Below are 21,391 nucleotides of genomic sequence, written 5' to 3'. Positions count from 1 at the left end.
CCCGGCGCGCGCCCTGTTCTCAGGCCGCCGCGCGGTCCCTGTCGCGCAGGGCCGAGAGCATGTACTCGGCCACCCCGGCGGAGGAATCGGGGTTCTGGCCGGTCACGATCCGGTCGTCGCGCACGGCGAAGCCGCAGAAATCCTCGATCCCGCGTTCGAACTCGGCGCCTTGCTCGCGCAGGGCATCTTCGAGCAGGTAGGGCACGACATCGGCAAGGCCGGCCGAGCGCTCTTCGGAATTGGTGAAGCCGTTGATGCGACGCCCCTTGATGAGCGGCGTGCCGTCACTGCGCTTGGCCTCGATGAGCCCGGCGGGACCGTGGCACACGGCACCGACGACGCCACCGTTTTCATGAATGGTCGAGACCGCCCTGGCGACGGCGGGCGTCTGGCGCAGATCCCACATGGTGCCATGCCCGCCGGGCAGGAACACCGCGTCATAGCGCGCGGCATCGAGTTTGCTGACGGCGGCGGTGTCGCGCAGGGCCTGCATGGCATGTTTGTCCTCAATGAAGCGCGTCACGGCGTCGGGGCGCGCGGCCGGATCATCGTCCGAGGACGGGTCCGCCGGGGGCTGGCCGCCAAGCGGGCTGGCGAGATCGACCTCATAGCCAGCATCGCGGAACGTCCAGTAGGGTATCGCCATTTCTTCCCAGTAAAAGCCGGTTGGCGCGCCGTCCTGTCCCATCTTGTCACAGGAGGTGAGGATCATCAGTATGCGTGTCATTGTGAACGCTCCTTTTCATTTCAGTTCAGGTGGGTGCGATAGGCCCGGCCTAGCCTTGGGCGTGGTCTGTGTTGCGTGGATCCATCATGCCCGCCTTGATGCCTCGGCGGATCAGGATCAGGTTGACCGGATAGGCGGCGATCAGGCCGCAGGTCAGTGAGACGATCATTGAGGACCAGAACAGCACTTGCCCTGGTCCGGCACTGCCCGCGAGCGTGAGATCAACCCCGATTGCCACGATCTCCATGATCGTAATGCTCGGAGTCTCGGAATAGATCGCGTCCCGGGCCGCCTGCACAAAGCCGGTGCCCTCCTGCATGAGAGGTCCTACGGTCAGCGCAAAGCCCGCCGCATAGGCAAAGGCAAAGGTGATGAGCGCGGTCGCCGTGGTCGTGGCCGCCAGAACGCCGACCGCCAGCGTTAGCCCGATGATCTCGCCCAGGCCGCAGCCGGAATAGCAATGCGCCACCGAGCGTGCGGCACGGCGCCATTGGCCGTCGGCTGCAATCTCCTTGCGGCCCGACCACCAGTAGACGGCAAGGCCCAGAGGCCCGGAATAGACGACGGTGAGCGCCCAGACCCATTTCATCAGTGGCATGAGATGTGCGTTGCGCGCCCTCATATCCCGGATCAGTATTGCAAGGCTGGGCAGCATCAGCGCGGCCCATGCCACCAAAAACCATGGGCTTTGCAGGATCGTGACGAATGCTGTGTAACTCTGTGCCATAGCCTTTGACCTAAGCAGGCGCGCAGGTCTTTAAACCCCGGAGGCCGAGACGGGGCGGACATCCGCCGATCTGGATGACCCGGTATCGTCACGCGCGGCGGCTGTTCCATGTCGAGACCGAACGCCCCCTGCGCGGGACATCCGCGCGGGGACCGGGAACCCGGCAGGCCTGGCAGGGGAAGAGCCGTGCGATCTAGGACCGCTGCCCGCTCAGAACCATGACTTCGACGGGACTTGGAAGCAGACTTGTCAACGCGTCTGGATCGCCTTGCATCTGCGTCTCGCGATCCTCGTACACAACGAGCCCGGTGATGATAGACGCTCCGAGAAGGAGTAACCTGAGGCTGTTTGCCAACCGCATGACCGTTTTCCCTTTCGATTTGCGTGTCAGGAACCTGTGCGTGTCAGGTGAGACGAGCTTGCGTCCGGGGGCCATGGTCAGGCAATATCGCGGCGTTGATATCGGATAACACCGCCTGTATTCGCCGGGTGCGATCGGCTTGTCTGTCCCTCAGGAGGTCGTGATGCGCCTTGTTTTGAAAGCCTTTTTGGCCTGTCTGGTCTGTTTCATGCCCGATCCGTCCCGTGCCGAGCCTGCCATCGCCGACTATGCCCCGCCGCCTCTTGGCAGCTATCGTTTCATCAGCGATCAGGTGATGGGCGGGGTGTCTGAGGGCGCGGCGCGGATCGAGGAGGAGGCGGGCGCGCGCTATCTGCGGCTGACCGGCACGGTCAGCACCGCCAATCGCGGCGGCTTCCTTCAGGCGCGCGTCACTCTGGACACCGCTTTGCCCGAAGCTGCGCAGGGCATTGTCGTGCGGGTCAGGGGGGCGGGAGGACGGTATTTCGGGGCGGGAGGACGGTATTTCGTGCATCTGCGGACGCGGGGCACGGTGCTGCCCTGGCAATATTATCAGGCCGGATTCGAGACCAGTGGCGACTGGCAGGAGGTGCGCATTCCCTTTTCTGCGTTCGCCCCGTCCGGCGCGCTCTTGCGCGCCACACCGGATCCCGCCTCGGTGACCAGCCTTGCGGCGGTGGCCTATGGGCGCGATCATCAGGCGGATCTGTCGTTCCGGTGGCTCGGGCTCTATTAATCGGGTTTGTGATATTTTTCAGCCCGAAACCGCGAGAATACCGGCCACTGAGGTCGCTTTATGTAAATTGTTCGCGCAGCAGGCGCTCTTCAAGACCGTGGCCGGGATCGAACAGGATGCGATGCGCGATGCTGGTCTCCGAGCGGATTTCCACCCAGAGCACGCTTTCCACCCAACGGCTGTCGGCGTCGGCCATGACCGGGCGCTTGTCCGGGTCGATCACGTCGAAACGGACCTCGGCGGTCTTGGGGATCAGCGCCCCGCGCCAGCGCCGCGGGCGAAAGGCCGCGACGGCGGTCAGCGCCAGCACATCCGAGCCGATCGGCAGGATCGGGCCGTGTGCGCTGTAATTATAGGCGGTCGATCCGGCGGGCGTGGCAACGAGCGCCCCGTCGCAGACCAGCTCTTCCAGCCGCAGGCGTCCGTCGACGGTGATCCGCAGCTTGGCCGCTTGCGGGCCTGCGCGCAGCATTGACACTTCGTTGATGGCCAGCGCCTCGTGCAGCGTGCCGTCGCGCGATTGCGCCTTCATCCTCAGGGGGTTGATGACCTCTTCCCCGGCGGCGGCGAGCCGTTCGATCAGGTCGGTCTCGCTGTATTCGTTCATCAGAAAGCCGACCGTGCCCCGGTTCATGCCATAGACCGGCGCATCGAGGTATTGCGTGCGGTGCAGCGTGTGGAGCATGAACCCGTCGCCCCCGAGGGCCACGATCACATCGGCCTGCTCCTCGGGGACGTCGCCGAAACGATTGCTGAGCGCGGCGCGGGCGATCTGCGCGACGGGCATGTCGCTGGCGACAAAGGCGATCTTGCGGCTCATGCCGGGGTCCTGTTTCCAAAAGGCGATGCACTGGCGCGGATCGAACCACAATTCCCGTGCCAAGACCAGCCGTGCCGGTCCTGCAAGCGGATTCGTCGCTTTACATTCTTCCAAAACGGACGAGTTTCCTTTAGGAAATCGAAAATTCACCCTCTGCCGGAGTTGCTCACATGCCCCATGACGGAAATCAGCCAGTCGCGGACCAAGGCTTTTTCACGGAATCCCTCGCCTCGCGCGATCCCGATCTCTTTGGCGCGATCCGTCAGGAACTGGGCCGTCAGCGCGACGAGATCGAGCTCATTGCCAGCGAGAACATCGTCTCTGCCGCCGTCATGGAGGCGCAGGGCAGCGTGATGACCAACAAATACGCCGAAGGATATCCCGGTCGGCGCTATTACGGTGGCTGTCAATATGTTGATATCGCAGAGAATCTCGCCATCGAGCGGGCCTGCGAACTGTTTGGCTGCGGCTTTGCCAACGTGCAGCCCAATTCGGGCAGTCAGGCCAATCAGGGCGTGTTCACCGCGCTGTTGCAGCCGGGCGATACGATTCTGGGCATGAGCCTCGATGCTGGCGGCCACCTGACGCATGGTGCCGCCCCCAACCAGTCGGGCAAGTGGTTCAACGCGGTGCAATACGGGGTGCGCAAAGAGGACAATCTGATCGACTATGATCAGATCCAGGCGCTGGCGACCGAGCATCAGCCCAAGCTGATCATCGCTGGCGGCTCGGCGATCCCGCGCCGGATCGACTTTGCCAGGATGCGGGAAATCGCTGATTCCGTCGGGGCTTATCTGCATGTGGACATGGCGCACTTTGCCGGTCTGGTGGCGGCGGGCGAGCATCCCAGCCCGTTCCCGCACGCGCATGTGGCGACCACCACGACGCACAAGACGCTGCGCGGCCCGCGTGGCGGCATGATCCTGACGAATGACGAGGCGCTGGCCAAGAAATTCAACTCGGCGATCTTTCCCGGCATTCAGGGCGGGCCGCTGATGCATGTGATCGCGGCCAAGGCCGTGGCCTTTGGCGAGGCGCTGCGCCCGGAATTCAAGAGCTACATCCAACAGGTCGTCAAGAATGCGCAGGCGCTGTCGGATCAGTTGATCAAGGGCGGGCTGGATACCATCACCCACGGCACCGACACTCATGTCGTGCTGGTCGATCTGCGTCCCAAGGGCGTCACGGGCAATATCGTCGACAAGGCACTGGGCCGGGCGCATATCACCTGCAACAAGAACGGTGTGCCGTTCGATCCGGAAAAACCGACTGTCACCAGCGGCATCCGCCTCGGGTCGCCTGCCGGCACGACACGCGGCTTCGGTGAGGCGGAGTTCCGTCAGATCGCGGACTGGATCATTGAGGTGGTCGATGGGCTGGCCGCGAATGGCGCGGATGGCAATGCGGCGGTTGAGGCCAAGGTGAAGGCCGAGGTTGCGGCGATGTGCGCGCGCTTCCCGCTCTATCCGAACCTCTGAGCCGGAGGGCAGAAAGAAAACCCCGCGCAGTTCGATTTCTGCGCGGGATTTTTATTTGAAAACAGTGTCTTGCCGGTTGAACTTAGCCCGCGCCCTGCCAGCGGATCAGGGCGTATATCAGCCCGCCCAACAGCATCAGGTTGAGCGCGATACCCCCCAAGAGGCGCAGGATCGCAGTCTTGCGCGCCTCGGCCGGGTCGAGCGTGTCGAGATGGCGATGCATATCCGTGAAGGCGCTGTTTACACTCGACGAATCCAGCACCCTGGCAAGCTTGGGGTGGGCCATCCAATCCTGCGCGCCGAGGATGATCTGACCGGCGCGCCGCTGACGGCGGGGCAGACGCCGCCCGGCCCGGCGCAATTGCCGCTCGAGCGTCGCGCCGCGCAGGCGCATCCTGTCCGACAGCGCGGTTTGCAGCCGTGTCACCTTTGTCTGAAACTCTTCCGTATCAATCACTTGAACACCCCTTTGACCGCAGTGTAGCGGCCCGGTGCTGGCTGCTCAAGGGGGCTGGTCATTGAGCGGGTGGGGCGATATTCAGGGCCCATGTTGAACCGGATCGAACATGGCGCGCCGACCGACGGGCCCGGATTGGTGATCGTTCACGGGCTTTATGGCTCGGGGCGGAACTGGGGGGTGATCGCGAAACGCCTGTCGGACAGCCGTCACGTGGTCGCGGTCGATCAACGCAATCATGGGTCAAGCCCCTGGTTTGACACGCAGTCTTACGAGGACATGGCCGCCGATCTGGCCGAGGTGATCGAGGATATCGGCGCGCCCTGCGATGTGTTGGGGCATTCGATGGGCGGCAAGGCGGCGATGGTGCTGGCGCTGACGCGGCCCGATCTGGTCAACAGCCTGATCGTGGCAGATATTGCGCCTGTCGCCTATCAGCACACCCAGATACAGTATATCGAGGCGATGAAAGCGGTAGATCTGTCGCGGGTCGAGCGGCGCTCGGACGCCGCCGCGCAATTGCGCGAGACGGTGGACAACCCCGCGCTTGTGCCATTCTTCTTGCAGGCGATCGACGTGACCGGGAAACGCTGGCTTCTGAACCTCGACACGCTCGCGCGCGAGATGCCGAAGATCCTGAGCTTTCCGGATATTTCAGGCGCTTACGACGGACGCACCCTGTTCCTGAGCGGCGCGGAGTCGGACTATGTCGGGCACGCGCATCGCGACCGGATCAAGGCGCTGTTCCCGGCGGCGCAATTCGCCAAGATCCCCGGCGCGGGGCATTGGCTGCATGCCGAGAAGCCGCGCGAATTCGAGGCCGCGGTGCGTGTGTGGCTGGACGGCTGAAAGCGGTGATCAGCCGTCCTCATAGAGCATTTTCGTCACCACATACGTCACCGGAAAGGCCGCGACGAAACCGAGCGCCGCGGCGATCAGGATCGGGATCAGCGTGTCCTGTCCGACCACGAGAGCCGCGATGACGGCGGACCCAGCGAGGGTGGAGCCGATGAAAAGATGCAGGATGAAGCCAAGGCGCAGCATGGGGGTCTCAGGGGTTATGACACTGACGGATGTCTAGCGGTGAGCGCCGTGCAGCGCCTTGATCTGGGTCAGGTGCAGAACCGATTGCGCCGACGCGAGCGGGGCTGTAAGCCACACTTGCGACGCAACAGGAGGGACGCGACATGAGACTGCTATTGATCGGACTTCTGGCCTGCACGGGATTGGCCGCCTGCGAGACGGTGCAGGGCGCCGGGCGCGATATCCAGAACGCCGGACAGGCGATGGAAAACGCGGTGGAGTAAGACGGGCACGCGCCCCTCTGACCTCAGACCTCGGGTTTCGACGGGTCCGGGATGAGGCCGCTCTCCCGGGTGTGGTCGAAATTGGGGTCTTTGCGCTTGATCCGCCGGGAGATCACGTAGGCCAGCGGCCAGGCGGCGAGCGCGCCCACGACCGCAGCCCCGCCAATCGCGGGCCACGTGTAATAGCCAAGCGCCAGAACGGCAATGACGAGCCCGCCCACGGTCACGGACCCGGTAGCAAGGGTGAGATACAGGCTTAGACGGTCCATGATGGTCCTCCTTTCACTGTAAGCTCAGACATGGGGATGGGCGAGTGGGTGTGTCAAGGGGACCCGGCTCGACGCGGCTTGGGGCTTTGTGTCGTGCGGGCGTGCGGCGGCGATCGTCGCCTGACCGTCGCACGCGCCCGTGACGCCGCCCTCCGAGCCAGTCGGCCGCCGCTGCGTGACGCGGTTGCGCCCCCGGTCCCGATCATGGCCATTGCGGCCCGGTATCGCGCTTCCCTGCCACCGTCGCGCCCGCCTTCGTCGGAGGGCATTCGGTGTCACTCAAACACCGAGCGCCACCTGACTGTTAGGTGACACTCTATATTACAGTGATACCGGAAGACCCCCGAAGAAGGCGGATGTGGGCGGATGGGCCTTGTAAATAAGGGGGTTCAGAGGGTCCACGCGCGCGCATTCAAGAGCCGTGCGAAGTTTGCAGTGGAACGCTTGAAAGCGCCGTAGAGGCCCGGAATGGGGCCGGAGAGGCAATTACCGGGGGCATGCGGGCCGAAACGCTCAAACCCTATTAAATAAAGGTTTAACGGGCCGTGAGGGCGGTGTTTCAGGGGGCGCTGAGAGGGTTCGGGAGGGCAAAGATCTGGGACCCTCGCCGCCCAGTTCTTTTTCAGGGTCCCACTTCCATGGTTATGCCCGCGATATCAAACGGATAGCCAATTTGACAGCGGCCCGGACCGGGGAGAGAAGTGGGACCCTATTTTCGGGTGAACAGGCGCTCAGATGACAATCAGTCAGACAGCGCGTCGCGGAGGCCTTGCAGGTACCTGATCCGCTCCATCCTGTACTCGTGCGCGCAGTCACTGAGTGCGTAGAACAGGTCCTTTGGTCGCGCGTCGATGCCGTATTGATCATCGAGGGCGAGGAGTTTTCCGGCACCCGTGCCATTGCGGCAATCGGCTGCAGCCTCGGTGTAGAGCCGCGTCTTATTCAAATGCTCAACATACCAAAAGCCGCCCGCGATCAGGGCAGCAGCGGCGACGACCCCGCCGAATGCGAAATGCGTCGTAGAGAGGTTCAGGTTTCCCATTGGGACCTCGCGGATTTGATCTGAATGCTACCACGCATGCGCTGACCAGACAATCTCGCCAAGGATGCGGACGCGGTTCATGTCGGGACCGGTGCGGGTCTCGGCGGGGTGTGCGGGGTTGTCGGAGGTGAGGATGATCAGCTGGTCAGGGATACGGTCGAGGCGTTTGACCCGGGCCGCGCCGTCGGTGTCGATCAGGGCATAGACGTGACGGTTGCGGATCTGCGTGCGGCGTTCGTCGATCATCACCAGATCGCCGTCGTGGAGCGTGGGGGCCATGCTGTCACCGGTGACACGGAGAAGGCAGGCATCGGAGGGTGAGATGTCCCGCTCGCGCAGCCAGTCGCGGCGGAAGGCGAGTGCGCCGAGCTCTTCCACCTGGTCATTGATCGCGCCGCCGCCCGCCGCGAGGCGGGCATCGACGCGGGGGATCGGCGCGAAGTCGGCTCCGTCGAGGGCTACGGTATAGACCGGGAGATCCTTGCGCGGCGGACCGATGTAGAATTCGAGGCCGAGCGCCTCGGCGATCTCTTTGGCCCTATCAACGCTAGGCGTTCGAGGGCTCTTGTCCAGCATTCCCTTGAGGGCGTTTCGGCCCAGTCCGAGTTGCGCTTCGAGACCACGATGAGATGCTCCCGTCTCTTTGAGGCGAGCTTTTAATTCCTCAAGGAGGACATATGACGGGACCGCGTGCACAATCGTGCACTACCTAAAAAACGCCTTTTCGTCCAATCTTTTCTATTTGTCCTCAATTGTGGTTGCATCGCGTCCGCGATTGTGCACAAATAGGTGCATGTTGAGCGAGCACCAAATAAGAGACCTGATTATCGCGCTGGCGAAGGCCCGCGATTGGGAGGTCACCTATGCCTCCCGTATGGCCAGCGGCAGCGGCGATACGGTGGCGCGTCTTGACGCAGGCGTGGGGCTCACCCTCCGTCGCGCCAAGGTTATCATCAAACGCTGTTCCGACCTTTGGCCGGACGATGCCGGGCATGCCTGGCCGAAAGGCATCGAGCGGCCCTCCGGTACCAAGGAGGATGCGGCATGAGCGGTATAAGGCTGGGCCAGAAGATGCGTGAACGGCTGCGCGAAGAGCGCAGGATCATGAAGATCGGCCCGACCGCCCTAGCGCGCCGGATCGGCGTCGAGCAGCTGGTCTGGAAGCGGGTCGAGGCGGGCGAGGTTCCGGTGACGTTTGCTCTGTCCAAAAGTCTGGCGGCGGCGGGTATCGACATTCTCTACGTGATGACGGGCCATCGCAATGCAGCCGCACCCGAGCAGCGCAAGTCGTTCGCACGTCGCCGGGATATGGCCCTCATGATCTGCCCTGAACTGCGCTGGCTTATCCCGCCTTTCGTGTTTCCCGAGAAGATCGACGATCCGTTTCTGGACCCCAAGAGCCGCCGCCGATTGGCGCGATCCACCCCCACCGAGAGGAGTTATCCGGCATGAGCATTCTTAATCCCGCAAACGAGCGACCCAGCCCGGTTGCCACGGTATCCAGCCCTGACCGAGAAGATTGGCCCATGTACCGCGCGTATCGGCTGGAAATCCCAGCAGCCTTTGAGGTTCGCTGTGCTGCCTTTCTTGCAACGCGGCCCGCGCCGAGCGGATCAGCCGGTCAAGGAGCGCTTGCTGCGCTGGCGGAAGATTATTGGCGGTTATCTCCAGGTGTTCTTCTGACCCCCCGAGGAGAAGATTATCCAGAAGATAGCCGAGTTCTCGGCCAGATGGCGCTGGATGCGGGGCGGGTGTATGGGGGCGATCATCCGTGCCTGCCAGTTCCGCCAGAGCATTCAGGCGGCGCAGCGCTGCTTCTGGCGTCCGCCAGTGGAGTTCCGACGGGTCAATCTTGTGCGGGCGAATGTCTCTTCCTGATGCCATTGGTCGGCCTTTCACCTGAGGGGTTGCTTGAGTCGGGTCGAGAGTATCACAGGGTGCGGGTTTTTTGGCGTGGGCAGGAGGTGACAGGGGAGCCGATCACACTTGCCCGGCGGGAAGGTGTGGCATGAGTATCCGCTGTCGCCTTGCCCTGATGATCTGAGCGATCGAGGATGCTGAAGGGTCGCTGGTGCAGCTCGACACTGTGGACGTGACCAGCGAGAGCGCCCTCGTCCAGTCGCATCTTGGGCTGACAGGGCGGGTCGAGGATGCCGAGGATGGTCTGACCATCGCCGAGGGCGCGCTAGTTGAATTGAACACGGTGGACGTCACCAGCACGAGTGCGCTCGTTCAGTCGCATCTTGGGCTGACAGGGCCGGGTCGAGGATGCCGAGGGGGCGATCACCGATATCGTCAATCTCGATATCGACCCAGACAGCGCGCTGGCGTTCCAGCGGCGGTTGCAGGAGGTGTCGCTCGGCAACCCGATCAGCCTGATCCCCAACGGGTCGTTCAAGGCGGGCGATGCGGTCGGCTGGACGCTCGACACGGCCAAGATGAGCGTCGTGGCCCGCGATCCGGGTGCGGCCTCGGTGCTGGCACTGGCACCAACCGGGCATGTCCTGCGCATGGACCGCGACGATGCGTTCAACCGGGACGCCGTCGCGGTCACGGGCGTCGAGGTGCAACAGGGCGATATCGTTGATGCCTCGATCACGGCGGGGCGCGATGCAACAGGAGCGGGTGGCATCGTGGCCCTGCAATTTCGCTGGCGCGATGCCGCCGGGGTGATCATCACCTCAGAGCTGCTCGGCGCAACCATGGTCTCGGGCAAGTTCCAGACCTCAGAGCTGACCGCCACCGCCCCGGCCGATGCCGCAACTCTCGACATCATACTGCGCCGCCCGCCCGGCGGGGCGGGCCCGGTCTACGTCACGCAGGTGATCGCAGAGCGCCAGAGCCTTTCGGCCCGGCAGATCGCGGCCAGTGTGGACACGATCGAGAGCACGAAAGTGGACGCGGATGGCGCGGTCGCGGCGGTGCAGCAGCGCATCAGCGCCGAGTATGCCTCGTTCGAGGCACTGGCCGAAGCGACAGCCTTTGCCGAGGCGACGGCGGACGGGATCGCGGCGGGCTTTGTCTGGCGGCTCAACGGCCAGAACGTGCTTGAGGCTGTCAGCGTGGCCGATGGCACGAGCGGCCCCACCAGTACGTTCCGGATCGCGGCAGATTTCGTGCAGATCACCGGGATCACACAGATCGACACGGCAGTGATCGGGCAGCTGGCCGCCGAGAACGCCTTCGTCTCCAACCTGACCGTGGACACGCTCAACCTCGCCGGTGAGGCGGTGACCACCGACAAGATCAAGGCCAATGGCGTCACGGATTTTGCAATCGCAGGTTCCGGAAACGTCACCAATGGCAACTCCACATGGACCACGGCCGCCGAGTTCACCATCGACGCCAATGCGGCGGCGCATGCCCTTTTGGGTACCATCGTGCTGACCCTGTCACACCCGCCGGAGACATTCCCGGCCGGGTTCAAGATCCGCGCCACGATCAACGTAACGACCGAGGTCCTGTCGCTGACCCGTGACGAGATGATCCTCGCGACGGGGGGCGGCGCGCGGTTCGTGGGCTCGCTGAGCCGGGCGTTTACCGGCGCAAGCGCCACGGTGCGGTTGCAGATACGCAACGCGGGCGGGCAGGGACTGTCCTCCTCGAACATCTGGGGGATGCTGGTCAAGAAATGAAAACGGTCATTTTCCACAACGATGCGGGTGATGTGGTGCGGTGGGTTCAGACCCCGCGCAGCTCGACGGCACGCACACCCAAGGGGCTTCACCGCCTCGTGATCGACGGGGCCGTCGAGGACCCAACCGCCTGGCGTGCCGAGGAAGGCGCGCTGGTGCCACGCGGCCCGGACGTGGCGGAGGCGATGCGCCGCCTGCGTCAGACGCGCGACCGGCTGCTGGCCGCGTCCGACTGGTCGCAACTGCCCGATGCGCCTTGTGACTGCGCGGCCTGGGCCGAGTACCGCCGCGCGCTGCGCGACCTGCCGCAGACCACCGACCCCCTGAACCCTGTCTATCCTGAGCAACCGAGGAGAATGAAATGAGTGCGGTTTACGACACCGGCACGATCAGTGTCACGAACGGGAGCGCCGTCGTCACCGGCGCAGGCACGGCCTGGGTGGGCGTGCTGCGCGCAGGCTGGCTGATCAAGCTGCCCAACGGCGAAATGGGCGTGATCAACCAGGTGGTCAGCGCGACCGAGCTTCTGCTGCTGGAATTCTACACCGGCACCACGCAGTCAGCGCAGTCCTACTGGGCCATCGCCACTGGCGGGGTCGCGGCAGCTCTGGCGACGGCGGTCGAGGAGCGCAACGCCGATGTGCAGGCGATGCTCGACGGCCCTGGCTCGGGCAAGTTCGCGGATGGCACGTTGGCACAACCTGGCATCGCCTTCACGGCGGATCAAGATACCGGCCTCCGGCGCGTGTCCTCGAACAAGGTGGCGCTGACCACCGGCGGCGTCGATCGGGTGCTGTTCGGCGCAGACGGCATTACCGGCCCTGCGGTGCAATCCTCGCCCATCGACACCACGGCGGGGCGGCTCATGGCCGTGGGCGCGTTCGGGCTGGGGGCGGATACACCGTCCGAGATCACGGACTTTACCGCCGCCCTGCGACCCGGCTTCTATCGCTACGCAGAGGCGACGGCCACGGGCGCGCCGGGCACCGGCTTGGCGTTTCAGGGCATGGCGATTGTGTCCCGCGCGATTACTGGCGCAACGGCCATCATTGCCATGCGGCAGACCAGCACGGTGTCCTCTCAGCGGCTGTTCTTCGGCACGCGGACGGGTGAGACGGGCGCGATCACGTGGCGCAACACGTGGCACGATGGCAATGCAGAGATCGCGACCAACGCGAATGGCAAATACATCAAGTTTCCGAACGGCAAGCTGATCTGCCACCACGCCGTGAACGCGGGCAGCATCCTCGCTTCCGGCACAGGCACGCGCGACGACCCCTATCAGAGCGCGACGTTTAACTGGACCTATCCGGCGGCGTTCAGCGCCGCGCCGGACGTGACATTGGTGGCGGAGTCCCAGAGTAGCTCGTTCAATCTGCGCGTTCTGGGGGCCAACTATTTCACGCGCAGCGCTACGCAGCTTGCCAGCGTCCGGGCCTTTGCCGGGACCAGCATCAACGCAGCCCGCGATGTGACCGTGATGATGAGGGCCATTGGTCAGGCGGCATAAGGAGACGAGCCATGCAGATCACCCTATCCCCTTCCCGCCGCGATACCGCGCTCGAATTGAGCCGCAACGGCGATACCCTCACGATCAACGGCGAGACCTTCGATTTCTCGCCCCTGCCGGACGGGGCCAGTTTGCCCACCGAGGCCATTGGCAGCGACTGGTTCGCCGGGCCGGTCGAGCGCGTGGGCGGCGTGCTGCGCCTGACGCTGATCCTGCCCCACGGGGCCAATGCGCCCGAGGCAACCCGCTTTCCCGCACCCATCACCCTGACCGGCGACGGGCCGGTGAGCCTGCCACCCTATGAGATCGAGGAGACCGACGATGCCGCAGATTGATTTCACCCAATCGATCACCGCCGAGGACAAGGCCGCAGAGGCGGCGGCGGCGCGCGCCACTCGGATCAAGGCCGAGTGCCGCGCGGGCATCCTCGCCGTCGGTTCGGAACCCACCCAGATGAACATCGCGCAGGCCGGGATCGTCTTCACGGCAGCGGTGCTGGACGGTGCCACGCGCGCAGATGCCCTGACCGCATCCGGGCTGCAGGACGGCGATCTGGCTTTGGCACAGTCCTGGAAGGCGTGGGTCGCCGCCATGCAAGACGCCTGTCGCACCGCCATCGCGGCCGGCGACGATCCTGTCTGGCCCGCCGTGCCCGATGGCGTGGCCGAATTGGCGGCGCGGTTCTGATGTCGGGGCTCGACATCATCGTCTGGGTGCTGTTCGCGGCGGCGCAGCTGGCCGATGTGCGCAGCACAAACACGTTCCTGCCGATGCCGGAAATAGAGGAGAAGAACTGGCTCTGGCATAAGGTTCAGGTCGCTCTGTCCTCCGAGTGGTGGATCCCCCGCCTGATCTTTGTGTGGGGCGCGGCCATGCCTCTCTATCTGTACACGGGCATCCTTTCGGTTGCGGTGATCGCCGCGATCGTCGGAGCGGTCGCCGTCAGGAACTACTGGCTGATCCGGAAGCATCGGTAGCGTCATGGTTCAGCGGGGTCTAAACGCCATTTGAATGCCCGTTGAACCCGCCGCCTGCAGCCCCTTTTCTAAAAATCGGTTGCTGCAATCTTCACTGTAATTCACTGTAAACTTCAGCGTCACGCTACAGCGCCTCTGACCGGGGCTGGCGCTTGAAACAGTTCTGCAATAGTTGCTAATTAAATTAACGCGCGTTCATTTCAACGAACAGGAGCCGCCGATGGATTTCGCCCTCAGCGAGGAACAGACTGCCATTTTCGACATGGCCCATGCCTTTGGACAGGATCGCATCGCGCCGCATGCCCGCGATTGGGAGCGCGAGGGCACCATCCCCAAGGATCTGTGGCCGGAGATTGCCGCGCTTGGCTTTGGCGGGCTCTATGTGAGCGAGGAGGCGGGCGGCTCTGGCCTTACGCGCCTGGATGCGACGCTGGTCTTCGAGGCGCTGTCAATGGCCTGCCCCTCGGTCGCGGCTTTCCTGTCGATCCACAACATGTGCGCCAAGATGATCGACAAGTTCGGCTCGGACGAGATCAAGGCGCGGGTGCTGCCGAAAGCCATGACCATGGAGACGGTGCTGTCCTATTGCCTGACCGAACCGGGATCGGGATCGGATGCCGCCGCCCTCAAGACCCGCGCCGAACGCACCAATGAGGGCTACACTCTGAATGGCACCAAGGCGTTCATCTCGGGCGGCGGGTATTCCGACGCTTATGTGGTGATGGTGCGCACCGGGGGGGATGGACCCAAGGGCATCTCGACCGTCTATGTCGAGGACGGCGCGGAGGGCCTCAGCTATGGCGGGCTGGAGGATAAAATGGGCTGGCGCAGCCAGCCGACGCGCCAGGTTCAGTTTGATAATTCCAACATTCCTGCGCGTGATCTGGTCGGAGAAGAGGGCAAAGGTTTCACATATGCGATGAACGGGCTGGATGGTGGCCGTTTGAATATCGCGGCCTGTTCGTTGGGGGCGGCGCAGCAGGCGCTCAACATGACGCTGAGTTACATGGCCGAGCGAAAGGCCTTCGGCAAACCGATCGACCAGTTCCAGGGGCTGCAATTCCGCCTTGCCGACATGGAGATCGAGTTGCAGGCCGCGCGCACCTTCCTGCGGCAGGCCGCGTGGAAGCTGGACACTGAGGCGCCCGACGCCACCAAGTTCTGTGCCATGGCCAAGAAATTCGTGACCGAGGCCGGTTCGCGCGTCGTCAACCAGTGCCTGCAACTGCATGGCGGCTATGGCTATCTGGCCGACTACGGGATCGAGAAACTGGTGCGCGACCTGCGGGTGCATGAAATTCTCGAGGGCACCAACGAGATCATGCGCCTGATCGTGGCGCGGCAGATGCTGGCGGACCAATGAGCGGTGACATCCATATCCGCAAGGACGGCCGCGCCGGGCGGATCACGCTGACCCGGTCCAAGGCCTTGAATGCGTTGAGTTATGACATGGCGATGGCCATCGAGGCGGCACTGGATGACTGGCGCGACGACCCGGAGGTGGCGCTGGTGCTGATCGACGCCGAGGGGGATCGTGCCTTCTGCGCGGGCGGCGACATTCAGCAGTTGTACGACACCGGGCGTGCCGGGGATTTCGCCTATGGGCGGCGGTTCTGGGCCGATGAATACCGGCTGAATGCGAAAATCGCCGAATATCCCAAACCCTATATGGCGCTGATGCAGGGCTTTGTCATGGGCGGCGGCGTGGGCATTTCTTGCCACGGATCGCACCGCGTCACCTGTGAGAGCACGCAGATCGCCATGCCCGAATGCGGCATCGGTCTGGTGCCGGATGTGGGCGGCTCGCTCTTGCTGGCGCGCGCACCGGGGCGGATGGGGGAATATCTGGGGATCACCGGCACGCGTATGGGACCGGAGGATGCGATATATAGCGGTTTTGCAGATGTTTACGTGCCGCAGTTGAAGTGGGGTGACCTGATCGCGGCACTGGTTGAGACGGGCGATCCGGCGGTGATCGACGCCGCCACAGAGACGCCACCGACGGGCACTCTGCGCAGTATTGAGCCGCAGGTCGCCGCACATTTCGGCGGCGAGAGGCTGGGCGATATCGTCAATTCCCTGCGCGCAGAGGACAGCGACTTTACGAGCGGCGCGCTCAAGGCGTTGTCGCGCGGCTCGCCGCTGTCTATGGCCTGCACGGTCGAGATGGTGCACCGTCTGCGGACGCCCGAAACGGGTATCCGCGACGCGCTTGGCCTTGAATACCGTTTCACCTATCGTGCGATGGACGAGGGCGATTTCCTGGAGGGTATCCGCGCGGCGATCATCGACAAGGACCGCGCGCCGAACTGGCAACACGCGCTGGAGGGCCTGCCGGGAACGGCAGTCGCCGTCATGCTGAAGCCCCTCGGGGCGGACGCGCTGACATTCGAAAGGGAGGGAACGACATGAAGATCGGGTTCATCGGGCTGGGCAATATGGGCGGGCCGATGGCCGCCAATCTGGCCAAGGCCGGGCATGAGGTGACGGGCTTTGACATGGCCGACGTCAAGATCGAGGGCCTGTGCATGGCCGACAGCGCGGCAGAGGTCGCCAAGGCGGCCCGCGTGGTGATCACCATGCTGCCCAATGGCGACATCCTGCGGAAGGTGGCTGCGGAGGTGATCCCGGCCATGGACAAGGGCGCGGTGCTGCTCGACTGCTCGACCGTTGATGTGCAATCCGCGCGCGACGTGGCGCAAGAGGCGCAGGCGGCGGGGCTTTTGGCGCTTGATGCGCCGGTGTCGGGTGGCGTGGGTGGCGCGGCTGCGGGCACGCTGACCTTCATGGTAGGTGGCGACGAGGCGGGCTTTGACATCGCCCGCGAACTCTTTGACATCATGGGGCAAAAGGCGGTTCATTGTGGCCCGTCCGGGAATGGGCAAGCGGCCAAGATCTGCAACAACATGATCCTTGGGGCCACCATGATCGCCACCTGCGAGGCCTTTGCGCTGGCCGACAAGCTGGGGCTGGAGAGGCAGGCGATGTTCGACGTGGTGTCGACCTCCTCGGGCTATAGCTGGTCGATGAATGCCTATTGCCCGGCGCCGGGGATCGGCCCCAAATCGCCCGCCGATAACGGCTATCAGCCGGGGTTCGCCGCCGATCTGATGCTCAAGGACCTGCGTCTGTCGCAGCAGGCCGCCGAGGCGGTCGATGCCGATACGCCGATGGGCCGTGCGGCCTGTGACCTCTATGCGCAATTCGTCGAAAAGGAAGACGGCAAGGGTCGTGATTTCTCGGCGATGCTGCCACGATTCGAGAAACGCGGGCGCGGCTGATGGGCTGGGTGGCGCGCGCCCCCGGCCTGCCAAAGCTGGAGCCGGAGGCGGTGGCCATCCTCGACAGGCTTTCGCCGATGACTGCCCCGACCGGCCAGGTGCTGTTTCAGCCCGGCGAGACGGTCAAGGGCTTCGTGATCGTGCTCAAGGGCCGGGTCGAGGTGTTTCTGACCGGCGCCTCGGGGCGCGAGATGCTGCTTTACGCGGTGGAGCCGGGGCAAAGCTGCGTGCAATCCACCCTCGGGCTGATGGGCGGCGAGGACTATTCCGGCGAGGCGGTCGCGCGGAGCGACAGCGAACTGGTGCTGGTGCCACGCGACACGTTTCTGCATCTGATGGATCTGTCGGTCGGGTTCCGCAAATTCGTCTTCACGGCCTTTGCGCAGCGCCTTCAATCCATGATGCACCTGTTGGATCGCGTCGCCTTTCAGCGGATCGAGACGCGGCTGGCGCAATGCCTGCTGGAGCGCGCCGAAGATGACGCGCTGAAGGCGACCCATGCCGAGATCGCGGTAATGATCGGCACCGCGCGCGAGGTGGTCTCGCGCCGTCTCGATGCGCTGGCGCGGCGCGGCATCGTGGCGCTGGATCGCGGCGTGGTGCGTATTCTCGATGCCGGGACGCTGCGGGAACTGGCCGAGATCGACAACTGACATCCGGACCCGCAACAGCCCAACCATGCCGGGTCCGGGCATGGCTCAGCTATGCTCTTCCTCCGAGACCGCCGCGAGCGCGCGGTTATAGGCCTTGAGCGCATCAACGTGAAAGAGCGCGCCCTGCAGTTCGGGCGGCTGATCGCCCCCCGCCAGCATCACCACCGGCAGGAACGGTACGCTTGCGCGTTCGAACATCGGCATGGCGACCTCAAGCGTGGTGGTCACGTCCAGATAGACCCCCTGTTCGATCAGCGACCAGCATTGCGCCTCATCCGCCGCGCGCTCGTGATCGGGGGGCCGCATCAGGGCGCGGACCCGGTACATCGCCAGCAGGTAATCCTGCGGCCCCGCCGCAAGGCGGATGCCGCGCCGCATGAGCTGGGTCAGGAAGAATGAGCGCCGCACCAGCCTGGAGCCGAGGGCGGTCGACATCGACACCGCCACCATCACCGCAAGGCCGGTCTGCCAGTCGCCGGTCAGCTCGAACACGATGAGCGTGGTCGATATCGGCGCGCCGAGCACCGCCGCCGCAACCGCGCCCATGCCGGCGAGGGCATAGAGCGTGTAGGCGCCTGACACTTCGGGAAAGACCGCCGTCGCCATGTGACCAAAGGCCAGCCCGGTCAGCGCCCCCACCATCAGCGAGGGCGAAAACACCCCGCCGCCCATGCGCCCGCCGATGGTGATCGCCACTGCCGCCACCTTGAGCACCGCAAAGACCACCGCCTCGTGCCACAGAAGCTCGCCGGTCAGTGCCGCCGAGGTGGTCTCGTATCCCACGCCGATGATATGCGGGAACCAGATCGCGATGGCCCCCAGCAGGAGCCCCGCGCCGGCGGGGCGCAGCCAGCGCGGCAGGCGCAGTTTCAGCTGCACGTGGCTGGCCACGTCCTCGGCCAGGAAGATCGCCCGCATCAAGGCCGCCGCCACCACGCCGCAGACCAGTCCGAGGATCAGGAAGGCGGGCAGTTCGGCGTAGAATTCCAGCGCGCTGGCCTGCGGCAGGGTAAATTCGGTCACATCGCCGAATTCCAGCCGGTTGATCACCGTGCCCGCCACGCTCGCGATCACGATGGGGGCAAAGGCGTGGACCGCGAAATGCCGCAGCACCACCTCGAGTGCGAAGAGCGCACCGGCGATGGGCGCGTTGAACGAGGCCGAAACGGCGGCGGCCACCGCGCAGCCCAGAAGGTCGCGCCCGGTCACCCCGTTGGCGTCGATCCGGTCGCTGACCCAGCTTGAGATCACGCCCGCCAGATGCACCACCGGCCCCTCGCGCCCCGAGGACCCGCCGGTGCCGAGCGTGATCAGCGAGGCCGCCGCCGAGGCCAGCCCCTCGCGTCGCTCCACCCGGCCTTCGGCCATCGCCGCGCCCTCGATCACATCGGCGACCGAGCGTACCCGCGCGTCATCCGTGAAATGATGCAGGATCAGCCCCACCACCAGACCGCCCGCCACCGGCAGAAACAGAATCCAGTACCATGGCAACTGTTCGGCCAGGCTGTGCAGGCGGGTCACGTCCTCGGTCCCGTAGACGAAGCCCTGCAGCGCCGCGATCCCCTTGCGGAAGAAGAGCGCGGCAAAGCCCGCCGCGATACCGATCATCAGCGCGATCAGCCAGAACTGGAACTGGCTTGGCCCGCGTTTGCGCAATACAAGCCAGCCATCGCGCAGCCCCTGCGCCGCGGCGCGGCACAGCTGGCGAAAAAACGATGCGTCCTCTGCCTGCATCTTCCCCTCTTGGCCGTCCGGCCCCGGCTTTCGCATCGCGCGCACATCGCCTAGTGTGCAGACAGCTTCAAGGATGAAAGCCACGCCATGGACATCGAAAACGCAATCGCCGAACTTCATTCCTGTCTAGGCCAACGGCTGACGCGGTCCAAGTCCGATCTTGACCTGCACGGGCGCAGCGAGTCGTATTTCCCCGATGCCCCACCCGATGCGGTTGCCTATCCCGAGAGCACCGAGGAGGTCGCGCGGATCGTGGCGATTTGCGCGCGCCACCACGTGCCGGTGGTAGGCTGGGGCACCGGCACGTCGCTCGAGGGGCAGGCGCAGGCCTTTGCGGGCGGTGTCGCGGTGGATTTCAGCCGCATGAACCGGGTGCTGGAGATCGCGCAGGCGGACATGACCGCGCGCGTGCAACCCGGGGTCACGCGCGAGGCGCTGAACGAGGAGTTGCGCGCCACCGGGTTGATGTTCCCGGTCGATCCCGGGGCCAATGCCTCGATCGGAGGGATGGCCGCGACCCGTGCCAGTGGCACAACTGCGGTGCGCTATGGCACGATGCGCGACAATGTGCTGGCGCTCGAGGTTGTGACGGCGGCGGGCGAGATCCTGCGCACCGGGACGGGGGCGCGCAAATCCTCCTCCGGTTATGATCTGACGGGGCTTTTCGTCGGCTCCGAGGGCACGCTCGGGTTGATGACGGAACTGACGCTGCGGCTGCATGGCCAGCCCGAGGCGGTCTCGGCGGCGGTCTGCGCCTTCGAGAGTGTGGGCAACGCCGTTCAGACGGTGATCGACACCATCCAGTGCGGGGTGCCGATGGCGCGGATCGAGTTGATGGATACCGAGAGCGTGCGGGCGGTGAATGCCTATTCGGGCATGGATCTGCCGGAAAAGCCGCATCTGCTGCTGGAGTTTCACGGCAGTCCCGCCGGGGTGACCGAACAGGCCGAGAGTTTCGGCGCGCTGGCCGCCGATCATGGTGGATCAGGTTTTGACTGGGCGACCCGGACCGAGGCGCGCACTGCGCTCTGGACGATGCGGCACAATGCCTATTACGCGATCCTCGCTGCGCGCCCGGGTGCGCGCGCCGTCGTCACCGATATCTGCGTGCCGATCTCGAAGCTGGCGCAGGCCATCGAGGACACCCGCGCCGACCTGCAGGAGGCCGGGGTGCCGGGGCCGATCCTGGGCCATGTGGGGGATGGCAATTTTCATGCGGTGCTCTTGGTGGATGAGAGCAATCCCGACGAGCTTGCCCGCGCCAAGGCCGCCGCCGCGCGGATGGTCGAGCGCAGCCTGGCATTGGGCGGCACCGCCACCGGCGAGCACGGCATCGGTGTGGGCAAGCTCGATTACATGGCGCGCGAGCACGGGGCTGGATGGGCGATGATGGGGGCGATCAAGGCGGCGCTCGACCCTTTGGGCATCATGAATCCCGGCAAGCTGGTGCCGCCTCGCGACTGATTGAAGGTGCGGGGTCCCTGACCTTGTCCCGGTGTTCGTCCGCTGACGGAAGTTTCCCGGTCTCGCACCGGGGCGCTTCTGGTCGTTCGGACGATGCTCCGAGGGGTGGCAGTGCAGACGTTTCTGCCGATTGCCGGAATATCCACAAGGTTGATAGTGGCCTGCAGTGGACCTTCGCGGATTCAAGGATGAGCCGTGCGGTGCCCGACCGCG

At 64.7% G+C, this 21,391-nt stretch carries 27 protein-coding genes; 17 read left to right on the top strand and 10 right to left on the bottom strand.

What is annotated here, in order from left to right:
• Positions 1 to 19: 19 nt before the first annotated feature.
• Together ACSSV4_RS04510 and ACSSV4_RS04505 are read right to left on the bottom strand one after the other, a co-directional pair.
• Complete coding sequence (locus ACSSV4_RS04510; RefSeq protein WP_454273757.1) at positions 20 to 727, bottom strand: type 1 glutamine amidotransferase domain-containing protein; 708 nt, start codon at positions 725 to 727, stop codon at positions 20 to 22.
• 49 nt (positions 728 to 776) lie between these two features.
• The gene (locus ACSSV4_RS04505; protein ID WP_454273756.1) at positions 777 to 1,454 is read right to left on the bottom strand and encodes a DUF4396 domain-containing protein; all 678 of its coding nucleotides are present in this window, start codon (positions 1,452 to 1,454) and stop codon (positions 777 to 779) included.
• 524 nt (positions 1,455 to 1,978) lie between these two features.
• On the opposite strand from ACSSV4_RS04505, the gene ACSSV4_RS04500 reads away from it, so the two are divergent.
• Positions 1,979 to 2,551, top strand: coding sequence for a CIA30 family protein (locus ACSSV4_RS04500; RefSeq protein WP_454273754.1), 573 nt, complete (start codon positions 1,979 to 1,981; stop codon positions 2,549 to 2,551).
• A 58-nt stretch (positions 2,552 to 2,609) separates the two neighbouring features.
• Here the strand turns inward: ACSSV4_RS04500 and ACSSV4_RS04495 are convergent, their stop codons facing one another.
• Positions 2,610 to 3,371 carry an NAD kinase gene (locus ACSSV4_RS04495; protein WP_454273752.1) on the bottom strand — a complete coding sequence of 254 codons (762 nt, stop codon included), beginning with the start codon at positions 3,369 to 3,371 and terminating at the stop codon, positions 2,610 to 2,612.
• Between the two features lie 170 nt (positions 3,372 to 3,541).
• Here ACSSV4_RS04495 and glyA point away from each other — a divergent pair, with 170 nt between their 5' ends.
• The gene (gene glyA, locus ACSSV4_RS04490) at positions 3,542 to 4,849 is read left to right on the top strand and encodes a serine hydroxymethyltransferase (protein WP_454273751.1); all 1,308 of its coding nucleotides are present in this window, start codon (positions 3,542 to 3,544) and stop codon (positions 4,847 to 4,849) included.
• Positions 4,850 to 4,931: 82 nt separating this feature from the next.
• On the opposite strand, the gene ACSSV4_RS04485 is transcribed toward glyA, so the two are convergent.
• The gene (locus ACSSV4_RS04485; RefSeq protein ID WP_454273750.1) at positions 4,932 to 5,306 is read right to left on the bottom strand and encodes a hypothetical protein; all 375 of its coding nucleotides are present in this window, start codon (positions 5,304 to 5,306) and stop codon (positions 4,932 to 4,934) included.
• A 90-nt stretch (positions 5,307 to 5,396) separates the two neighbouring features.
• Between ACSSV4_RS04485 and ACSSV4_RS04480 the strand changes: the two genes are divergently transcribed.
• Positions 5,397 to 6,155, top strand: a complete 759-nt coding sequence (locus tag ACSSV4_RS04480; protein WP_454273749.1) for an alpha/beta fold hydrolase — start codon at positions 5,397 to 5,399, stop codon at positions 6,153 to 6,155.
• Positions 6,156 to 6,164: 9 nt separating this feature from the next.
• Here ACSSV4_RS04480 and ACSSV4_RS04475 read toward each other — a convergent pair whose 3' ends face one another.
• Positions 6,165 to 6,350 (bottom strand): CTP synthetase, encoded by a 186-nt coding sequence (locus ACSSV4_RS04475; RefSeq protein WP_454273747.1) that lies wholly within the window; start codon positions 6,348 to 6,350, stop codon positions 6,165 to 6,167.
• A 143-nt stretch (positions 6,351 to 6,493) separates the two neighbouring features.
• On the opposite strand from ACSSV4_RS04475, the gene ACSSV4_RS04470 reads away from it, so the two are divergent.
• Positions 6,494 to 6,613 (top strand): entericidin A/B family lipoprotein, encoded by a 120-nt coding sequence (locus tag ACSSV4_RS04470; RefSeq protein WP_454273745.1) that lies wholly within the window; start codon positions 6,494 to 6,496, stop codon positions 6,611 to 6,613.
• Between the two features lie 23 nt (positions 6,614 to 6,636).
• On the opposite strand, the gene ACSSV4_RS04465 is transcribed toward ACSSV4_RS04470, so the two are convergent.
• From ACSSV4_RS04465 to ACSSV4_RS04455, 3 genes are all read right to left on the bottom strand, one after another.
• Positions 6,637 to 6,882: a hypothetical protein gene (locus ACSSV4_RS04465; protein WP_454273744.1), complete on the bottom strand. Its 246-nt coding sequence runs from the start codon at positions 6,880 to 6,882 to the stop codon at positions 6,637 to 6,639.
• A 742-nt stretch (positions 6,883 to 7,624) separates the two neighbouring features.
• The gene (locus ACSSV4_RS04460; RefSeq protein ID WP_454273742.1) at positions 7,625 to 7,924 is read right to left on the bottom strand and encodes a hypothetical protein; all 300 of its coding nucleotides are present in this window, start codon (positions 7,922 to 7,924) and stop codon (positions 7,625 to 7,627) included.
• Positions 7,925 to 7,951: 27 nt separating this feature from the next.
• Positions 7,952 to 8,500, bottom strand: a complete 549-nt coding sequence (locus ACSSV4_RS04455) for a S24 family peptidase (RefSeq protein ID WP_454273740.1) — start codon at positions 8,498 to 8,500, stop codon at positions 7,952 to 7,954.
• Between the two features lie 220 nt (positions 8,501 to 8,720).
• Here ACSSV4_RS04455 and ACSSV4_RS04450 point away from each other — a divergent pair, with 220 nt between their 5' ends.
• Together ACSSV4_RS04450 and ACSSV4_RS04445 are read left to right on the top strand one after the other, a co-directional pair.
• Entirely contained in the window at positions 8,721 to 8,972 is a 252-nt protein-coding gene (locus ACSSV4_RS04450) for a hypothetical protein (RefSeq protein WP_454273739.1), read from the top strand.
• Positions 8,969 to 9,376: a hypothetical protein gene (locus tag ACSSV4_RS04445; protein ID WP_454273738.1), complete on the top strand. Its 408-nt coding sequence runs from the start codon at positions 8,969 to 8,971 to the stop codon at positions 9,374 to 9,376. Before ACSSV4_RS04450 ends, ACSSV4_RS04445 begins: the two co-directional genes overlap by 4 nt.
• Positions 9,377 to 9,382: 6 nt before the next feature.
• Here ACSSV4_RS04445 and ACSSV4_RS04440 read toward each other — a convergent pair whose 3' ends face one another.
• Positions 9,383 to 9,808, bottom strand: coding sequence for a hypothetical protein (locus tag ACSSV4_RS04440; protein WP_454273736.1), 426 nt, complete (start codon positions 9,806 to 9,808; stop codon positions 9,383 to 9,385).
• Between the two features lie 458 nt (positions 9,809 to 10,266).
• Here ACSSV4_RS04440 and ACSSV4_RS04435 point away from each other — a divergent pair, with 458 nt between their 5' ends.
• From ACSSV4_RS04435 to ACSSV4_RS04390, 10 genes are all read left to right on the top strand, one after another.
• Positions 10,267 to 11,559 (top strand): hypothetical protein, encoded by a 1,293-nt coding sequence (locus ACSSV4_RS04435; RefSeq protein ID WP_454273735.1) that lies wholly within the window; start codon positions 10,267 to 10,269, stop codon positions 11,557 to 11,559.
• Entirely contained in the window at positions 11,556 to 11,924 is a 369-nt protein-coding gene (locus ACSSV4_RS04430; protein ID WP_454273733.1) for a phage tail assembly chaperone, read from the top strand. Before ACSSV4_RS04435 ends, ACSSV4_RS04430 begins: the two co-directional genes overlap by 4 nt.
• Positions 11,921 to 13,069, top strand: a complete 1,149-nt coding sequence (locus tag ACSSV4_RS04425) for a hypothetical protein (protein ID WP_454273731.1) — start codon at positions 11,921 to 11,923, stop codon at positions 13,067 to 13,069. The genes ACSSV4_RS04430 and ACSSV4_RS04425 overlap by 4 nt, the downstream gene beginning before the upstream one ends.
• 11 nt (positions 13,070 to 13,080) lie before the next feature.
• Positions 13,081 to 13,404, top strand: a complete 324-nt coding sequence (locus tag ACSSV4_RS04420; RefSeq protein ID WP_454273729.1) for a hypothetical protein — start codon at positions 13,081 to 13,083, stop codon at positions 13,402 to 13,404.
• Positions 13,391 to 13,756, top strand: coding sequence for a hypothetical protein (locus ACSSV4_RS04415; RefSeq protein WP_454273728.1), 366 nt, complete (start codon positions 13,391 to 13,393; stop codon positions 13,754 to 13,756). Before ACSSV4_RS04420 ends, ACSSV4_RS04415 begins: the two co-directional genes overlap by 14 nt.
• Entirely contained in the window at positions 13,756 to 14,046 is a 291-nt protein-coding gene (locus ACSSV4_RS04410; RefSeq protein WP_454273726.1) for a hypothetical protein, read from the top strand. The genes ACSSV4_RS04415 and ACSSV4_RS04410 overlap by 1 nt, the downstream gene beginning before the upstream one ends.
• A 220-nt stretch (positions 14,047 to 14,266) precedes the next feature.
• The gene (locus tag ACSSV4_RS04405) at positions 14,267 to 15,409 is read left to right on the top strand and encodes an acyl-CoA dehydrogenase family protein (RefSeq protein WP_454273724.1); all 1,143 of its coding nucleotides are present in this window, start codon (positions 14,267 to 14,269) and stop codon (positions 15,407 to 15,409) included.
• On the top strand, positions 15,406 to 16,458 hold the full coding sequence (locus ACSSV4_RS04400; protein WP_454273723.1) for an enoyl-CoA hydratase/isomerase family protein: 1,053 nt from the start codon (positions 15,406 to 15,408) through the stop codon (positions 16,456 to 16,458). The genes ACSSV4_RS04405 and ACSSV4_RS04400 overlap by 4 nt, the downstream gene beginning before the upstream one ends.
• The gene (gene mmsB, locus ACSSV4_RS04395; protein WP_454273721.1) at positions 16,455 to 17,327 is read left to right on the top strand and encodes a 3-hydroxyisobutyrate dehydrogenase; all 873 of its coding nucleotides are present in this window, start codon (positions 16,455 to 16,457) and stop codon (positions 17,325 to 17,327) included. Before ACSSV4_RS04400 ends, mmsB begins: the two co-directional genes overlap by 4 nt.
• Entirely contained in the window at positions 17,327 to 17,980 is a 654-nt protein-coding gene (locus tag ACSSV4_RS04390; RefSeq protein WP_454273720.1) for a Crp/Fnr family transcriptional regulator, read from the top strand. Before mmsB ends, ACSSV4_RS04390 begins: the two co-directional genes overlap by 1 nt.
• 45 nt (positions 17,981 to 18,025) lie before the next feature.
• Here ACSSV4_RS04390 and ACSSV4_RS04385 read toward each other — a convergent pair whose 3' ends face one another.
• Positions 18,026 to 19,714: a chloride channel protein gene (locus ACSSV4_RS04385; protein WP_454273718.1), complete on the bottom strand. Its 1,689-nt coding sequence runs from the start codon at positions 19,712 to 19,714 to the stop codon at positions 18,026 to 18,028.
• A gap of 87 nt (positions 19,715 to 19,801) precedes the next feature.
• Here ACSSV4_RS04385 and ACSSV4_RS04380 point away from each other — a divergent pair, with 87 nt between their 5' ends.
• The gene (locus ACSSV4_RS04380) at positions 19,802 to 21,178 is read left to right on the top strand and encodes an FAD-binding oxidoreductase (RefSeq protein WP_454273717.1); all 1,377 of its coding nucleotides are present in this window, start codon (positions 19,802 to 19,804) and stop codon (positions 21,176 to 21,178) included.
• The last annotated feature ends 213 nt before the right edge of the window (positions 21,179 to 21,391 follow it).

It is taken from the genome of Roseovarius sp. MBR-154, from assembly GCF_053628595.1.
The sequence above is the reverse complement of the archived record's forward strand: the minus strand, read 5'-3'. Positions and strand labels throughout refer to the sequence as shown.

Bases quoted from the DNA above. Each gene is read 5' to 3' on its own strand.
- ACSSV4_RS04505 (WP_454273756.1), bottom strand. From the start codon at position 1,454: ATGGCACAGAGTTACACAGCATTCGTCACGATCCTGCAAAGCCCATGG.
- ACSSV4_RS04510 (WP_454273757.1), bottom strand. From the start codon at position 727: ATGACACGCATACTGATGATCCTCACCTCCTGTGACAAGATGGGACAG.
- ACSSV4_RS04400 (WP_454273723.1), top strand. From the start codon at position 15,406: ATGAGCGGTGACATCCATATCCGCAAGGACGGCCGCGCCGGGCGGATC.
- ACSSV4_RS04445 (WP_454273738.1), top strand. From the start codon at position 8,969: ATGAGCGGTATAAGGCTGGGCCAGAAGATGCGTGAACGGCTGCGCGAA.
- ACSSV4_RS04440 (WP_454273736.1), bottom strand. From the start codon at position 9,808: ATGGCATCAGGAAGAGACATTCGCCCGCACAAGATTGACCCGTCGGAA.
- ACSSV4_RS04480 (WP_454273749.1), top strand. From the start codon at position 5,397: ATGTTGAACCGGATCGAACATGGCGCGCCGACCGACGGGCCCGGATTG.
- ACSSV4_RS04415 (WP_454273728.1), top strand. From the start codon at position 13,391: ATGCCGCAGATTGATTTCACCCAATCGATCACCGCCGAGGACAAGGCC.
- ACSSV4_RS04405 (WP_454273724.1), top strand. From the start codon at position 14,267: ATGGATTTCGCCCTCAGCGAGGAACAGACTGCCATTTTCGACATGGCC.
- ACSSV4_RS04460 (WP_454273742.1), bottom strand. From the start codon at position 7,924: ATGGGAAACCTGAACCTCTCTACGACGCATTTCGCATTCGGCGGGGTC.
- ACSSV4_RS04425 (WP_454273731.1), top strand. From the start codon at position 11,921: ATGAGTGCGGTTTACGACACCGGCACGATCAGTGTCACGAACGGGAGC.
- ACSSV4_RS04475 (WP_454273747.1), bottom strand. From the start codon at position 6,350: ATGCTGCGCCTTGGCTTCATCCTGCATCTTTTCATCGGCTCCACCCTC.
- ACSSV4_RS04420 (WP_454273729.1), top strand. From the start codon at position 13,081: ATGCAGATCACCCTATCCCCTTCCCGCCGCGATACCGCGCTCGAATTG.
- ACSSV4_RS04455 (WP_454273740.1), bottom strand. From the start codon at position 8,500: ATGCTGGACAAGAGCCCTCGAACGCCTAGCGTTGATAGGGCCAAAGAG.
- ACSSV4_RS04380 (WP_454273717.1), top strand. From the start codon at position 19,802: ATGGACATCGAAAACGCAATCGCCGAACTTCATTCCTGTCTAGGCCAA.
- glyA (WP_454273751.1), top strand. From the start codon at position 3,542: ATGCCCCATGACGGAAATCAGCCAGTCGCGGACCAAGGCTTTTTCACG.
- mmsB (WP_454273721.1), top strand. From the start codon at position 16,455: ATGAAGATCGGGTTCATCGGGCTGGGCAATATGGGCGGGCCGATGGCC.
- ACSSV4_RS04390 (WP_454273720.1), top strand. From the start codon at position 17,327: ATGGGCTGGGTGGCGCGCGCCCCCGGCCTGCCAAAGCTGGAGCCGGAG.
- ACSSV4_RS04500 (WP_454273754.1), top strand. From the start codon at position 1,979: ATGCGCCTTGTTTTGAAAGCCTTTTTGGCCTGTCTGGTCTGTTTCATG.
- ACSSV4_RS04495 (WP_454273752.1), bottom strand. From the start codon at position 3,371: ATGAGCCGCAAGATCGCCTTTGTCGCCAGCGACATGCCCGTCGCGCAG.
- ACSSV4_RS04470 (WP_454273745.1), top strand. From the start codon at position 6,494: ATGAGACTGCTATTGATCGGACTTCTGGCCTGCACGGGATTGGCCGCC.
- ACSSV4_RS04430 (WP_454273733.1), top strand. From the start codon at position 11,556: ATGAAAACGGTCATTTTCCACAACGATGCGGGTGATGTGGTGCGGTGG.
- ACSSV4_RS04385 (WP_454273718.1), bottom strand. From the start codon at position 19,714: ATGCAGGCAGAGGACGCATCGTTTTTTCGCCAGCTGTGCCGCGCCGCG.
- ACSSV4_RS04410 (WP_454273726.1), top strand. From the start codon at position 13,756: ATGTCGGGGCTCGACATCATCGTCTGGGTGCTGTTCGCGGCGGCGCAG.
- ACSSV4_RS04465 (WP_454273744.1), bottom strand. From the start codon at position 6,882: ATGGACCGTCTAAGCCTGTATCTCACCCTTGCTACCGGGTCCGTGACC.